Consider the following 14,208-nt stretch of genomic DNA (forward strand, 5'->3'; position numbering starts at 1 on the left):
CCAAAGTTAATAGGCATGCTCACCCCACCTGAGCCGCGCATTTCATGCGACCGATGGGGAATCTTCCTCCTCGGCCTCAGCCGAAACATTTGCGATGATGAGCGAAATGCCCGCATCTTCGATCATTCGCACCGTGTCGGCCGAGATGCCGTCATCGGTGATGATGGTCGAGACCTGTTCGAGCGGGCACAGGATCAGGCTTGAGCGCTGGCGGAACTTGCTCGAATCCACCATGACGACAAGTTCGTCTGCCTGGCGCATGAGCTTCTGTTCGCTCTGGATGACCAGCGCATCGGCTTCCATGATGCCGAGCGGGCCGACGCCCTGCGCACCGATGAACATGCGTCGCGCATAGAAATTCCGGATGGTGTCGTTGTCGAAGGGCGAGAGGATCAGGCTCTGCTCGCGATAGATCGCGCCGCCCGGCACCGTCACCGTGTTCTTCGAATGCTTGATCAGATGTTCGGCAATAGCGAAAGAGTTGGTCATCACCTGCAGCCGGAAGGCTGAGATATAATGCACCAGCTGGAAAGTCGTCGTACCGCCGTTGATGATGATTGCGTCGCCGGGATTGCAGAGCTCGGCAGCCTTGCGCGCAATTGCGCGTTTCCTATCGATATTGACGGCTTCGGATACGCGGAACGGCCGCGCCGCCAGATTGCCAAGCTGCGGAGGGTGGATCGATTCCGCGCCGCCACGTACGCGCCGGATCTTTCCCTGCACATGCAGGGCAGCGATATCACGACGTATCGTCGCTTCCGAAGCTTCGGTGAGCTCGGAAATATCCTGAATCGTCACGACAGATTTTTCCTGTACGGCGCTCAGAATAATGCGATGGCGTTCACGTTCGTGCATTGGTTCCTCCGTATTGGCGGTTATTTCGCAAATATGACAACGTGTCAATCATAAACGATCACAATCTTTCATACTGCATCGCAACATTACCGATTTTGATCGTTTTCGATTGACAACGTGATAAAGTGTGAGCGATACCCTGCTCACAAAGGGCGGCTCTATCACGATCCGATCCGCCCGAAGGCTTGATCTACAAGACTTGATTTCAAGGGAGGATGACATGGCGGCTGACGTTCAGCTTCTGAAGAACCGTTGGGATGATGCATATGCGGCCGGTCTCGATGAGCCGGGCAAACTGCTGTATCGCTCGAATCTGCTCGGTGCAGACAAGCGTATCACCAACTACGGCGGCGGCAACACGTCGGCCAAGGTCATGGAAACTGATCCGCTTTCCGGCGAGAGGGTCAAGGTGCTGTGGGTCAAGGGCTCTGGCGGCGATGTCGGCACCATCAAGCTCGATGGCTTCGCGACGCTCTATCAGGACAAGCTCGATAGCCTGAAGAACATCTATCAGGGTGTTGCAGACGAGGATCGCATGGTCGGGTTCCTGCCGCATTGCACCTTCAATCTGAATGCGCGCGCAGCATCCATCGATACGCCATTGCACGGCTTCGTGCCCTTCGCCCATGTCGACCACATGCATCCTGATGCCATCATTGCTATTGCCGCTGCGAAGAATTCGCGTGAACTGACGCGCGAAATTTTTGGCGACGAAATCGGCTGGCTGCCCTGGCGCCGTCCTGGGTTCCAGCTCGGGCTCGATCTTGAAGCCTTCGTCAAGGCGCATCCCAATGCCAAGGGCGTTGTCCTCGAAAGCCATGGCCTCTTCACCTGGGCCGATGACGCCAAGACCTGCTACGAACTGACGCTTGCCATCATCAACAAGGCGATCGAATGGTTTGCCGCCAAGACCGAAGGCAAGACGGCTTTCGGTGGCGCTGTCGTCGAAAGCCTGCCGCTGGCGGAACGCCGTGCCATCGCAGCCCGGCTGATGCCGGAAATCCGTGGCCGCATCGGCAAGGCGGAGCGCAAGCTCGGCGATTTCGACGATCAAGGCGCCGTACTCGAATTCGTCAACTCGAAGAACCTTCGTCCCCTCGGCGCGCTCGGCACGAGCTGCCCGGATCACTTCCTGCGCACCAAGATCCGCCCGTTGATCGTCGATTTCGATCCGGAAAAGCCCGACGTCGATGCCGTGATTGCCGGTCTCGACAAGGCACTGGAAGACTATCGCGCCGATTACGCGCGCTACTACAATGGTTGCAAGCATGATAACTCGCCTGCCATGCGCGATCCGAACCCGGTGATCTTCCTCGTTCCCGGCGTCGGCATGCTTTCCTTTGCCCGTGACAAGGCGACCGCCCGTATCGCCGGCGAGTTCTACGTCAACGCCATCAACGTCATGCGCGGTTCTTCCACCGTTTCCGAATATCAGGGCCTGCCGGAGCAGGAAGCCTTCGATATCGAATATTGGCTGCTGGAAGAGGCAAAGCTGCAACGCATGCCCAAGCCGAAAAGCCTTGCCGGGCGCGTCGCCTTTGTGACCGGCGGTGCCGGCGGCATCGGCCGCGCTACGGCCGCTCGTCTCGTGCGCGAAGGCGCCTGCGTCGTTCTGGCTGACATCGACCAGGCGGCACTTGAGGGCACCCAGGCGGATTTTGCAAAGATGTTCGGCGCCGACGCCGTGCGCAGTGTCAAGCTTGATGTGACGAAGGAAGATGCTGTCATTTCCTCCTTTGCGGAGGCGTGCGTCGAGTTCGGTGGTGTCGATATTCTGGTCTCGAATGCTGGGATCGCATCATCTGCGCCGATCGAAAGCACGGAGCTTTCGATGTGGAACCGCAACATGGATATCCTCGCGACGGGTTACTTCCTAGTTTCGCGTGAAGCCTTCCGGCTGTTCCGCCGCCAGAACCTCGGCGGCAACGTCGTCTTCGTCGCGTCGAAGAACGGCCTTGCATCCTCGCCGAATGCCGCCGCCTATTGCACGGCGAAAGCGGCAGAAATTCATCTGGCCCGCTGCCTGGCGCTGGAGGGCGCCGAGGCCGGCATTCGAGTGAATACGGTCAATCCAGATGCCGTTCTTCGTGGTTCGAAGATCTGGAACGGCGAATGGCGTGAGCAGCGCGCCGCTTCCTCGAAGATCGAAGTGGACGAGTTGGAGGAACATTACCGCAAGCGTTCGATGTTGAAGTTGAATGTCCTGCCCGAGGACATCGCCGAGGCGATCTACTTCCTGGCCTCGGACCTTTCCGCCAAATCAACGGGCAATATCATCAACGTCGACGCCGGCAACGCGCAAAGCTTCACGCGCTGATATCAGGCGGCCCGCGCCGCCGCTGTGTTTGCCGGCGCGGGCCTTCATCGTTTGGGAGGAAAGAATGGCCGAGTTTAGAATTGCGCCCGATCTGGTTGCTGCAGAAAACGACAAGCGCGCCGCTGCGCTGAAATCGGATTACGAGGCACTTGGCGCCACACTTGCACGACGCGGTGTCGATATCGAACTTGTCACCCGCAAGGTTTCCGAATTCTTCGTTGCAGTTCCGTCCTGGGGTGTCGGCACCGGTGGCACGCGCTTTGCCCGCTTCCCCGGCACAGGCGAGCCACGTGGCATTTTCGACAAACTCGACGATTGTGCGGTCATTCAGCAACTGACCCGCGCGACGCCGAAGGTCTCGCTGCATATTCCCTGGGACAAGGCGGATCCGCGCGAGCTCAAGGCGAAGGGCGAGGCGCTTGGCCTCGGCTTTGACGCCATGAACTCCAACACGTTCTCGGACGCACCCGGTCAGGCGCATTCCTACAAGTTCGGCTCGCTCAGCCACGTCGGCGCGGCAACCCGAGCCCAGGCCGTCGAGCACAACATCGAATGCATTGAGATCGGCAAGGCGATCGGCTCGAAAGCGCTGACCGTGTGGGTCGGCGATGGCTCGAACTTTCCGGGCCAGACCAACTTTACCAGGGCGTTCGAGCGCTACCTTTCCGCCATGGCCGATATTTACAAGGCGCTGCCTGACGATTGGCGGCTGTTCTCCGAGCACAAGATGTATGAGCCGGCCTTCTATTCGACGGTCGTTCAGGACTGGGGCACCAATTACCTGATCGCGCAGACGCTCGGCCCGAAGGCGCATTGCCTGGTCGATCTCGGCCACCATGCGCCGAATACCAATATCGAGATGATCGTGGCGCGCCTCATCCAGTTCGGCAAGCTCGGCGGCTTCCATTTCAACGACTCGAAGTATGGCGATGACGATCTCGATGCCGGTGCGATCGAGCCCTATCGCCTATTCCTCGTCTTTAACGAACTGGTCGATGCGGAACGGCGTGGGGTCAACGACTTCAATCCGGCCCACATGATCGACCAGTCGCACAATGTTACGGACCCGATCGAAAGCCTGATTTCCAGCGCCAACGAAATCCGCCGTGCCTATGCGCAGGCGCTGATCGTCGATCGCAATGCGCTCGGCGAATATCAGGATGCGAATGACGCGCTGATGGCATCGGAAACGCTGAAGCGCGCTTATCGCGCCGATGTCGAACCTATCCTTGCCGAAGCACGCCGTCGGGCTGGTGGCTCCATCGATCCGGTCGCGACCTATCGTGCGAGCGGCTATCGCGACAAGGTCGCCGCCGAACGTCCGGCGTCCGTTGCCGGCGGCGGTGGAATCATCTGATGCTATCCGGTGTCGACTGAAAGTGGGTCGGCACCTATTTGCCTATGGCCGCACCCGTTCGCATGTCTGCGGGTGAACCATCGAGCGCGTTGCCTTTGATCGGTTTTGACCGCTTACAAGCAAAGGGCTGACCCGGCGAGATGATCCCCATGGTTTCGTCTTCATCCGATGCCTCATGGATCCTGCTCGAGCTGAGCACAAGTACATGGGGAAAGGCCCCTTCCATCGGCATGCCCCCGGGGCTCTGGCTGAATGCCCAGACGCCAAAGAATTCCGCATGTTTGTCATGTTGGTCTGGCAGATTCCGAATGGATTTTTGGCTTCTTAGCCGCGTCGGGCGGAGGCCAATTTATCGGCTCGTATATGCTGCTCGCTCACTTTCGAGTGGTTCGGCAACGAGAATTGAGTATTGTCGCTCGCAACGGCTCGCCGTGATTTGACGGCGAGGCTGCCTTCAAAGATTGAGCCTGTGTTGATAGGTGAGGAAAGACAATGACGACTGATATTAGCGGTTTTGCCGGACGACTGAAGCGCCGCGAGAGTGGCGGCATGATCTCCGGCTGGGTTGGCATACCCGACCCGATGCTCGTCAATCATCTGGCGCAGGAAGACTTCGATACCGTGGTGCTGGACATGCAACATGGCATGTGGGACATGACGTCGGCCGCCAACGGCATTGCCTATGTGCGCCTAGCCGGCAAGCCGGCGGTCGCGCGCATTCCAGTCGGCGATTTTGCTGCTGCCTCCCGGCTTCTTGATGCCGGAGCCTCCGCCATCATCGCGCCGATGATCAACTCTGCCGATGACGCGCGCGCCCTGGTAAAGGCGACGAAATATCCCCCGCTCGGCGAGCGCAGCTGGGGACCGTCGCTGGCAATCAATCACTTCGGTCTCCCCGCAGACGAGTATCTACAGACCGCCAACAGCCTGACCGTCACCATCGCCATGGTGGAAACGCGCACTGCTCTCGACGCGATCGATGAGATCCTTGCCGTTGACGGTATCGACGGCATCTTCGTCGGTCCCTCAGACCTTTCCATCGCGCTTTCGAACGGTGCAAGGCTCGCGCCTGACAGCGCCGCGATCGATCAAGCGCTTGCGACCGCGCTTGCACGCTGCCGCGCCCACGGCAAGGTGATCTGCGCCTTCGGTGGCGACGGTACCCGCGCCGGAGAATATCTGAAGCTCGGCCTCGATCTCGTCATCGCCGGCACGGAAACCGCACAGTTGCGGGCAGGCGCGCGCACGGCCATTCAGGCTGCGCGCAAGATCGTTGAAGCATAATTGGTGAATTTGACGAAAAGGCATGTCCGGATGAGTCGCCGGGCATGCCAATTCTGCATGTGGTGTTGGTGAGCCCTTTCGGATCGCCGATCATCAATCGAATGCGGTCCGAAGTCTTGGGTGTGCAAGACTACGTGGCGGCGTTAAGCGGCCATCACTTTACCAGCCTTACGTGGAAGGGATTGTAGTCCGCATCGCCACAATCACCGCGGGCTTTTGCCGGCGTGATTGCATTTTGCGTTGCGATCAGCACGAGCGCGAAGGCAATGACGGTCAATACGGTCTTGGCATACTTATCCATGATTTCCCCCCAATGCTGGAATTGGCAACGAACCGCACTTTAAAAGTGCTTTCTGGATGCTGCCTGAATAAGACGCTCAAGGTTGCATTCTTAAGTGGCGCTGCCGCTATCGGACAGGCTGCTCCAACGGGCATCTACCTCCGAGGTTTGGATCTCAGCGCGCGCTTGCATCGACGCTTGGCTGCGGGCATTCTCGTGCCGACGTGGCGGAGCGGAATGATTTGTCGAAAATGCATGGATTGGCGGCGGGGCGAAATGTGCGGCGCGAGGCAGGCCAGCGTGTCACATTGCGCACGGTTGCGACTGCCTTGGGTCTTTCGGTCACGACAGTCAGCCGGGCCCTGAAGGAAGGGCCTGAGGTCAATCACGAGACGATCGAGCTGGTCAAGCGGGTCGCGGGTGAGCTCGGCTATCGCCCGAATCTTGGCGGCATCAACCTTCGCACCGGAAAGACCCACGCGATCGGCATCGTGCTGCCATTCGGCCGTGAGGGCGAGATGAACATTGTCGTCGCCTCGCTGATCGAAGGCGCCTCGCGCTACATGAAAGCCAGGGGTTATCGCACCACGATCGTGCCGCAGTCGCAGGCGGACGATCCCCTGACGGGCGTGCGCGATATCGTCGAAGAAGGGTCGGTCGACGGCATTATCATAACGCATACGACCCCGCAGGACGACCGTGTCAAATATCTGCTCGAGGTTGGCATACCCTTTGTCACCTTCGGGCGAACAGAACTGTTGAGTGCGCATCCGAGCGTCGATCTCGACCATGAGGTTATCGGCGCCGAAGCGGCGGGCTTGCTTTTGGATGCGGGCCATCACAGGCCGCTGCTGATAGCGCCAAGCAGCCACTTCACCTATAGCCTGCAGTTCATGCGGGGTTGGCGCGAGACCTTTGCGGACCGCCATCTTATTGCCCCTGATGATCTCATCCACTGCACCGCGACAACGCCTGACAATGGGCGCGAGATGGCAAAGCATGTGATTGCGACCAATCCGAAGGCAACTGCAGCGTTCGTGGCAAGCGAGGAGGCGGCTCTTGGCTTCCTTGTGGGTCTGCGCGATGCCGGGCGACAGGCCGGCAGGGATTTCGCGCTGATTACCTATGGTGGCACGGCGCTACCCGATTTCTTCAATCCGCCGCTGAGCAGCTTCTACTACTCCAATCATGCGATCGGCGAGCGACTGGCCACTTTCCTGCATCGCGCGATTGCTGGCGAAGATCCCGCCGGCTTGCGTGAGGTGGTCCGTGCCGCCTTCGTCGATCACCGGAGCCAGATCCTTCACGCCTGAATGTTTCCGTGGTTCGCCACATGAACACGCACAGCGAAGCAATTCGTAACGTTACGAATTTCGGAATTTCATGAATATCATATCTTATCGCCCAGGAAATAGACGATTGACAGCGCCTCATTTTCGATGAATCGTAACGTTACGGATCGTTGATTTCGGGCTGGGAGGCTTATCGACGAAGCCATTGGAATGCGTGCGGAAGCTATGCCGCAGGGCAGGCTCCGCATTCCCAGGGAGGATGACGTGAGTAGTGGCTCGCTTTTTTTCGGATCGCCAATTTGGACCTTTAACTGGAACCCGCCTTATCAAAAACCGCTGCGGCGCCTCGCGCGCACCGGCTGCAAGGGTTTCGAGCTCACCGCATGGTCGGTGGACATGCTGAGCTACTACACGCCGCAAACCATTCGCGAGCTAAAGGAGATCGCGGAGGGTGAGGGCTTGGTGCTCACCAACTTGTTCTTCAATCTGCCGTTCAGCCGTGCCGCGAATGCCACCGTATCGACCGTCGATCTCGATGGCTACAGGCGTGGAATGGATGTCGCAGCCGAAATCGGCACGCCCATCGTCACCAGCATGACGCCCTATCCGTTTCAGTCCGAGGTCAAGCCGATCCTGCAGCGCCCGATCTCGCAGGAATGGGGTGCGGCCGTTGAGCCGCAATGGAACTGGACGGGCGAGTATGATGTGGTGGTGGAGGGTTTCGCTCAGGCGTCCGAGATTGCTGCGGCTGCAGGTCTGAAGGTTGCGATCGAGCCGCACCCCTATCGCTGGGTCAGCTCGGGCCAGGCCATGTTACGCCTGATCGAGCGCACGGGCGCTCCGAACCTGGGTCTGAATTTCGATCCGAGCCACCTCTTCCCAGCCGGCGACATGCCGCATTATGTCGTGTTGGCGCTCGGCAGCCGCATCTTCAACACGCATTTTTCCGACAATGAGGGCCATACGAACGCCCATTGGCGGCCTGGACGGGGCAAGATCGATTGGAAGGCGATCTTCTCCGCACTTCTAGCCATTGGCTATTCGGGGCCGATCACGCTCGAACTGGAGGATGCGCCCGGAGCATCCCATTGGACCCATTTCCGCGAAGCGACGCCGGAATTCGATGATGAGATGCGGCGTGGAATGGCCTATCTGCGCGCCGCAGCCGCCGAGCTTGATATCACCATTTCTTAAGAGGCAATTCCCATGAATAATGAGCCCATGAAAGTCGGCATCGTCGGCGCCGGAAATATCAGCGCCACCTACGTCGCGACCCTGCATATGTTCGATTTCATCCGCGTGAAGTCGGTCTACGATCTCTATCATGAATCCGCCCGCAAGCTCGCGGAACAGTTTGGCGTGGAGGCCGTTGGGCTGGATGCGATGCTCTCCGATCCGGAGATCGGTTTGATTATCAACCTGACGACGCCGGTCTCGCACTATGCCATCAGCAAGAAGGCGCTGCAGGCCGGCAAGCATGTCTATTCGGAAAAGCCGCTTGGCGTGTCGATGGTCGAGGCGGAAGAGCTGATGGCGATCGCACGCGCTGGCGATCTGCGGCTTGGCTGCGCTCCCGATACCTTCCTCGGCGGTGGCCACCAGCTGACGCGCCGGCTGCTCGACGAAGGCCGCATAGGCAAGACGATTTCTGCGACTGCGATGCTGCTGCTTCCCGGCCATGAGCACTGGCATCCCAATCCGACCTTCTTTTATGGTCGAGGCGGCGGACCGATGCTTGATGTCGGCCCGTATTACGTCACGAACCTCATCGCGCTGCTCGGCCCCGTGCGCGAAGTGTTCGGCACGGCAAAGATAACCCGCATCGAACGCACGGTGAAGACCGATCCGCGTCGCGGCGAGACGATCAAGGTTCTGGTGCCGACCCACCTGACTGGCGTGATGGAGTTTCATAGCGGTGCAACCGTTACCATCGCCACCAGCTTCGACGTCATCAGGCATAAGCACAATCAGATCGAGCTCTACGGCTCAGAGGGTTCGATGGTGACGCCCGATCCGAACAATTTCAGCGGCAAGGTCGAAATCTTCCACGATGGCGACGAAGCGTGGCGCGACATTCCCATCGATCATCCTTACACCGAGGGCGTCCCCGGTCATCTTGGCCTGCGCGGATTGGGCGCGGCCGAAATGGTGGATTCCCTTCGCTCCGGTCGGCCACACAGGGTATCGTCCGAGCTTGCATTTCATGCGCTCGAGGTGATGACAGCCTTTGAGCGATCTGCCCAATCTCGCGGCGTGGTTGCAATTCATAGCAGCTGCGGCCGCCCCGACCCGATACCGCGCACAATTAATGAGGGACGTTTCTCATAGGCTGCGCTATAGGTTGGGAAAATGCAGTCCTTTTGGACTGTGGGCTTGACGAAGGGGCAGTGGCTGAGGAACCATTGCTCGCTTGCTGCAGGGAACGGAGGCTCTGTTGCATCGCCTTGGAGGATCATGAAATTCGGCATCCGATGTCTGGAGACGGCGGCGGCTGAACAGAGGCGTTTGGAGAACGCCGTCAAAGGAGGAGGAACGAATGCGCAAATTGATGATGGCATTGGTCGGCGCTACGGCGCTGGTCGCAGCAAGCGTGACCGGTGCTTTGGCCGAGGGCAAGAAGGCCGAAGTCCTACATTGGTGGACATCCGGCGGCGAAGCAGCTGCGGTCAAGGAACTCGCCAAGGCCTTCAACGCCGCCGGCGGCGAATGGGTGGATACGGCGATCGCCGGATCTGGCTCGACGGCCCGCCCGATCGGCATCAACCGCATCATCGGCGGCAACCCGCCGGCCGCCATGCAGTTCAACACCGGTACGCAGATGAACGATCTCGCCCAGCAGGGCCTGCTGCGGCCGCTCGACGATCTGGCCAAGGAACAGGACTGGAAGTCCGTCCTGACGCCATCCTTCTATCAAGCCATTCAGTATAACGGCCATATCTACGGTGCGCCGATCAACGACCATGGTCAGAACTGGCTGTTCTATTCGAAGCCCGTTTTCGCCAAGGCGGGCGTGACTGCCGAGCCGAAAACCTGGGATGAAATGTTTGCCGCACTCGACAAGATCAAGGCCGCAGGCCTGATTCCTGTTGCTGTCGGCGGCCAGCCTTGGCAGCTCCAGTTGATGTTCAACGCCATCCTGCTTGGCGAAGGTGGCAAGGATCTTTACGGCAAGGTCTGGAAGGATCTCGACACCAGCGCCGTCAAGTCCGACAAGTTCAAGCATGTTGCGGAAGTTTTTGCCAAGCTGCGCAACTATCAGGACGCAGGCAGCCCGAACCGCGATTGGAACGTTGCGACCGGCATGCTGATCGACGGCAAGGCCGGCATCCAGTTCATGGGTGACTGGGCCAAGGGTGAATTCATCCATGCCGGCCTCGCCGCCGACAAGGATTTCGGCTGCATCCTCGGACCGGGCGAATCCAACTTCATGATGGGCGGCGACATCTTCGTCTTTCCGGTCCTGAAGGACAAGGCGACAACCGATGCACAGACCCTTTTGGCAACGGTCATCATGTCGAAGGAAGGTCAGGTCGCCTTCAACTCCAAGAAGGGGTCCGTGCCCGTGCGTCTCGACGTCGATACGTCGAAGCTTGATGCCTGCGCACAGAAGGGCTTGACCGCGCTCAAGGATCCGAGCCGTCAGATTCTGACCTCCGACGTGTTGACGCCGCAGGATATCGTCCAGACCGAACAGGACCTTGTCGCCCAGTATTGGACGACCCCGAGCATGACGGCCGATCAGTTCGCCGATCAGTTCGCCAAGGTCATCGAGCAGGCGAAGTAAGCTTCACCGACATCCATGCGGCGGCAGGTTCGCCTGCCGCCGGTTCTCATGAATGCTGAGGAGGAGCGCGCCTATGACCACACCTGAAACAAGCGCCGCCGCCGTCGGTGCGACTGTCGCGCCGAAAGCCGCCACTCACAGGCGGGTGCATTTCTCGCCTTATTTGGCTCTGCTGCCGGCTTTTTCCATCGTCGTCCTGGCCTATGTCGTGACGGTCGTCTGGAACATCTGGATATCTTTCACCGACAGCAAGGTGCTGCCAGTGAATATTTTTGTCGGCACCAAGCAATATCAGCGACTGTTCGATACGGCGCGCTGGCTGATATCGCTGCAAAATGTCGTGGTATTCGGCGTCCTCTTCATCGCCGGTTGTCTGATCCTCGGCTTTCTTCTTGCCGTGGCGCTAGACCAGAAGGTGCGCTTCGAAAACACCTTCCGCACGATCTTCCTCTATCCTTTCGCTATGTCCTTTATCGTCACTGGCCTTGTCTGGCAGTGGATCATGAATCCGACGCTTGGGCTGCAAAAGGTCGCCGACAGCATCGGTTTCACCTGGTTCCGCTTCGACTGGATCGTTCAGAGCGACCTTGCGCTCTACGTCATCGTGCTTGCCGGTATTTGGCAATCTTCGGGGCTCGTCATGGCGATCATGCTGGCGGGATTGCGTGGTATCGACCGCGAGCTTTGGAAGGCCACGCGCATTGACGGTATTCCAAGCTGGCGCGTCTATCTCCACATCGTCATCCCGATCCTGAGGCCAACCATCATTACCGCAAGCGTCCTCCTGGCGATTGCCGTTGTCAGGGTTTACGAGCTTGTGCTGGCAACGACCGGCGGCGGACCAGGAATATCGACCGAAGTGCCCGGAAAGTTCATCATGGACTACCTCTTCGGGCGCGGTAACATCGGGCTTGCAACTGGCGCGTCGACCGTGATGTTCATCACTGTGGTCATCCTCGTGACGCCCTGGCTCTACTATGAATATTTCCGCGAAAAGCCGAGGGGGAACTGATGACGATGCCATCTTCCGTCACTGGCGCCATGCAGGGTCCGACCGGGCGCAAGCCGCAGCATCTGACCCCCGGGCGCATAGGCCTTTATCTCTTTCTCGCCATTGCGGCGTTGTTCTTCCTGTTGCCGCTTTATGTGATGCTTGTCACATCCTTCAAGTCCATGCCGGAAATCCGGCAGGGCAACATCTTTGCCTTTCCGCAAGCCTGGTCGGCCGATGCCTGGATACAGGCGTGGAGCACCGCCTGTACCGGCCTTGAATGCGGCGGCATCAGCGTGGGCTTCTGGAATTCGGTGAAGATCCTGATCCCGAGCATGATCCTGTCGATTTTCATTTCGTCGCTGACCGGCTATGCGCTTTCCTTCTGGCGGGTGAGGGGAGCAAACGTGCTCTTTGCCGTCCTGCTGCTTGGCGCTTTCATCCCTTATCAGGTGTTCATCTACCCTCTGGTGCTGATCTACCGTGATATCGGGATCTATTCGACTTTGCCTTGCATCATCATCACCCATACTGTTTTCGGCCTGCCGGTGCTGACACTTTTGTTCCGCAACTACTATTCCAGCCTGCCGATGGAGCTATTCAAGGCTGCGCGCATCGACGGCGCGGGACTATGGCAGATCTTCTTCCGCTTGATGATACCCATGTCGATCCCGATTTTGGTGGTGGCGTCGATCCTGCAGGTGACCGGCATTTGGAACGACTTCCTGTTCGGCGTGGTTTTCGCCGGCCGCGAAAACTTCCCCATGACCGTGCAGCTCAACAACATCGTCAACTCCACCCAGGGTGAGAAGCTCTACAACGTCAACATGGCGGCAACGATCTTGACCGCTCTCATTCCGCTGATCGTCTATTTCGGTTCGGGTCGCTGGTTCGTGCGGGGCATCACGGCGGGCGCAGTCAAGGGATAGTTCATGGCCAATGTTTCCATTCGCGAACTTGCAATCGATTTCGGCAACGTCAACGTTCTGAAATCGCTCAATCTAGAGATAAATTCGGGCGAGTTCATCGTTCTGCTCGGCCCGTCCGGCTGTGGCAAATCGACCTTGCTCAACGCCATCGCCGGCCTCACGGATATCAGTGATGGGCAGATCTGGATCGGCGACAAGAACGTCACCTGGGAGGAGCCGAAGGATCGCGGCATTGGCATGGTGTTTCAGTCCTATGCGCTCTATCCGACGATGACGGTCGAGGGAAATCTCTCTTTCGGGTTGCGCATCGCCGGCATGCAGAAAGAGGAGATCGCGGAGCGCGTCAATCGCGCCGTACAGATTCTGCAGATCGACCCGTTGCGCAAGCGGCGTCCGGGCGAACTCTCCGGCGGTCAGCGGCAGCGCGTCGCCATCGGGCGCGCGCTGGTGCGCGATGTCGATGTCTTCCTGTTCGACGAACCGCTCTCCAATCTCGACGCCAAGCTTAGAACCGAGTTGCGCGTCGAGTTGAAACGGCTCCACAGTGGCCTCGGCTCGACGATGATCTATGTCACGCACGACCAGATCGAGGCGCTGACCCTGGCGGACCGCATCGCCGTCATGAGCGGCGGGGTGATCCAGCAATTCGCCTCGCCGAAGGAAATCTACCGTCGGCCCGTCAATCGCTTCGTGGCGGGCTTCGTCGGCTCGCCTTCGATGAATTTCCTTTCGGGCCAATTGACGAGCAACAATGGCATGCCCGCCTTTGCGCTGCCCGATGGCCGCAAGATAGATCTCAATGGTTATGAGTTTTCTGGTGCGCCCGGCGAAGGCCGCAAGGCGACGCTTGGTGTACGACCGGAGCAGATGCAGTTCCAGCCGGCCAGCGATCGTTCATCGAGCTTGCCGGCCACGTTCACCATCGTCGAGCCGATGGGGTCCGACAATTTGATTTGGGGCCAGGTCGGCAGTGAGACCTTGTCGGTGCGTATCGATGCCGATGAGGAGATCGCGCTCGACAGCGAGCAGCCGGTCTACTTCCAGCCTACGCTTGCGTCGCTGTTCGGTGAAGACGGACAGCGTTTATAGCGCGTCACGTTTGCCGCGCGCTGGGAAACG

At 59.1% G+C, this 14,208-nt stretch carries 12 protein-coding genes; 10 read left to right on the forward strand and 2 right to left on the reverse strand.

Going from position 1 to position 14,208, the window contains the following annotated elements; translation table 11 throughout:
* Positions 1–42 precede the first annotated feature (42 nt).
* On the reverse strand, positions 43–855 hold the full coding sequence (locus tag QD461_RS11400) for a DeoR/GlpR family DNA-binding transcription regulator (RefSeq protein WP_184708135.1): 813 nt from the start codon (positions 853–855) through the stop codon (positions 43–45).
* 220 nt (positions 856–1,075) lie between these two features.
* On the opposite strand from QD461_RS11400, the gene QD461_RS11405 reads away from it, so the two are divergent.
* The 3 genes from QD461_RS11405 to QD461_RS11415 all read left to right on the forward strand — a co-directional run bounded on the left by QD461_RS11405 (position 1,076) and on the right by QD461_RS11415 (position 5,813).
* On the forward strand, positions 1,076–3,172 hold the full coding sequence (locus QD461_RS11405; RefSeq protein ID WP_414087863.1) for a bifunctional rhamnulose-1-phosphate aldolase/short-chain dehydrogenase: 2,097 nt from the start codon (positions 1,076–1,078) through the stop codon (positions 3,170–3,172).
* Positions 3,173–3,236: 64 nt separating this feature from the next.
* On the forward strand, positions 3,237–4,529 hold the full coding sequence (gene rhaI / locus QD461_RS11410) for an L-rhamnose catabolism isomerase (protein ID WP_414087864.1): 1,293 nt from the start codon (positions 3,237–3,239) through the stop codon (positions 4,527–4,529).
* 492 nt (positions 4,530–5,021) lie between these two features.
* A complete protein-coding gene (locus QD461_RS11415; protein ID WP_414087865.1) occupies positions 5,022–5,813 on the forward strand; it encodes an HpcH/HpaI aldolase family protein in 792 nt (263 codons plus the stop codon).
* 154 nt (positions 5,814–5,967) lie between these two features.
* Here the strand turns inward: QD461_RS11415 and QD461_RS11420 are convergent, their stop codons facing one another.
* On the reverse strand, positions 5,968–6,114 hold the full coding sequence (locus QD461_RS11420; protein WP_414087866.1) for a hypothetical protein: 147 nt from the start codon (positions 6,112–6,114) through the stop codon (positions 5,968–5,970).
* 230 nt (positions 6,115–6,344) lie between these two features.
* On the opposite strand from QD461_RS11420, the gene QD461_RS11425 reads away from it, so the two are divergent.
* The 7 genes from QD461_RS11425 to QD461_RS11455 all read left to right on the forward strand — a co-directional run bounded on the left by QD461_RS11425 (position 6,345) and on the right by QD461_RS11455 (position 14,178).
* Positions 6,345–7,406 carry a LacI family transcriptional regulator gene (locus QD461_RS11425; protein WP_414087937.1) on the forward strand — a complete coding sequence of 354 codons (1,062 nt, stop codon included), beginning with the start codon at positions 6,345–6,347 and terminating at the stop codon, positions 7,404–7,406.
* Between the two features lie 243 nt (positions 7,407–7,649).
* The gene (locus tag QD461_RS11430) at positions 7,650–8,579 is read left to right on the forward strand and encodes a sugar phosphate isomerase/epimerase family protein (RefSeq protein WP_414087867.1); all 930 of its coding nucleotides are present in this window, start codon (positions 7,650–7,652) and stop codon (positions 8,577–8,579) included.
* A 12-nt stretch (positions 8,580–8,591) separates the two neighbouring features.
* Positions 8,592–9,713 carry a Gfo/Idh/MocA family protein gene (locus QD461_RS11435; RefSeq protein WP_414087868.1) on the forward strand — a complete coding sequence of 374 codons (1,122 nt, stop codon included), beginning with the start codon at positions 8,592–8,594 and terminating at the stop codon, positions 9,711–9,713.
* Between the two features lie 208 nt (positions 9,714–9,921).
* On the forward strand, positions 9,922–11,169 hold the full coding sequence (locus QD461_RS11440) for an ABC transporter substrate-binding protein (protein ID WP_414087869.1): 1,248 nt from the start codon (positions 9,922–9,924) through the stop codon (positions 11,167–11,169).
* A gap of 73 nt (positions 11,170–11,242) precedes the next feature.
* Positions 11,243–12,181: a carbohydrate ABC transporter permease gene (locus QD461_RS11445; RefSeq protein WP_414087870.1), complete on the forward strand. Its 939-nt coding sequence runs from the start codon at positions 11,243–11,245 to the stop codon at positions 12,179–12,181.
* Positions 12,182–12,186: 5 nt separating this feature from the next.
* A complete protein-coding gene (locus tag QD461_RS11450; protein ID WP_210325682.1) occupies positions 12,187–13,089 on the forward strand; it encodes a carbohydrate ABC transporter permease in 903 nt (300 codons plus the stop codon).
* Positions 13,090–13,092: 3 nt separating this feature from the next.
* The gene (locus tag QD461_RS11455; protein WP_414087871.1) at positions 13,093–14,178 is read left to right on the forward strand and encodes an ABC transporter ATP-binding protein; all 1,086 of its coding nucleotides are present in this window, start codon (positions 13,093–13,095) and stop codon (positions 14,176–14,178) included.
* Positions 14,179–14,208: the final 30 nt, after the last annotated feature.

Source organism: Rhizobium sp. BR 314, from assembly GCF_047445805.1.
Classification (GTDB): domain Bacteria; phylum Pseudomonadota; class Alphaproteobacteria; order Rhizobiales; family Rhizobiaceae; genus Rhizobium; species Rhizobium lusitanum_B.

Bases quoted from the DNA above. Each gene is read 5' to 3' on its own strand.
- QD461_RS11400 (WP_184708135.1), bottom strand. From the start codon at position 855: ATGCACGAACGTGAACGCCATCGCATTATTCTGAGCGCCGTACAGGAA.
- QD461_RS11405 (WP_414087863.1), top strand. From the start codon at position 1,076: ATGGCGGCTGACGTTCAGCTTCTGAAGAACCGTTGGGATGATGCATAT.
- rhaI (WP_414087864.1), top strand. From the start codon at position 3,237: ATGGCCGAGTTTAGAATTGCGCCCGATCTGGTTGCTGCAGAAAACGAC.
- QD461_RS11415 (WP_414087865.1), top strand. From the start codon at position 5,022: ATGACGACTGATATTAGCGGTTTTGCCGGACGACTGAAGCGCCGCGAG.
- QD461_RS11420 (WP_414087866.1), bottom strand. From the start codon at position 6,114: ATGGATAAGTATGCCAAGACCGTATTGACCGTCATTGCCTTCGCGCTC.
- QD461_RS11425 (WP_414087937.1), top strand. From the start codon at position 6,345: ATGCATGGATTGGCGGCGGGGCGAAATGTGCGGCGCGAGGCAGGCCAG.
- QD461_RS11435 (WP_414087868.1), top strand. From the start codon at position 8,592: ATGAATAATGAGCCCATGAAAGTCGGCATCGTCGGCGCCGGAAATATC.
- QD461_RS11440 (WP_414087869.1), top strand. From the start codon at position 9,922: ATGCGCAAATTGATGATGGCATTGGTCGGCGCTACGGCGCTGGTCGCA.
- QD461_RS11445 (WP_414087870.1), top strand. From the start codon at position 11,243: ATGACCACACCTGAAACAAGCGCCGCCGCCGTCGGTGCGACTGTCGCG.
- QD461_RS11450 (WP_210325682.1), top strand. From the start codon at position 12,187: ATGCCATCTTCCGTCACTGGCGCCATGCAGGGTCCGACCGGGCGCAAG.
- QD461_RS11455 (WP_414087871.1), top strand. From the start codon at position 13,093: ATGGCCAATGTTTCCATTCGCGAACTTGCAATCGATTTCGGCAACGTC.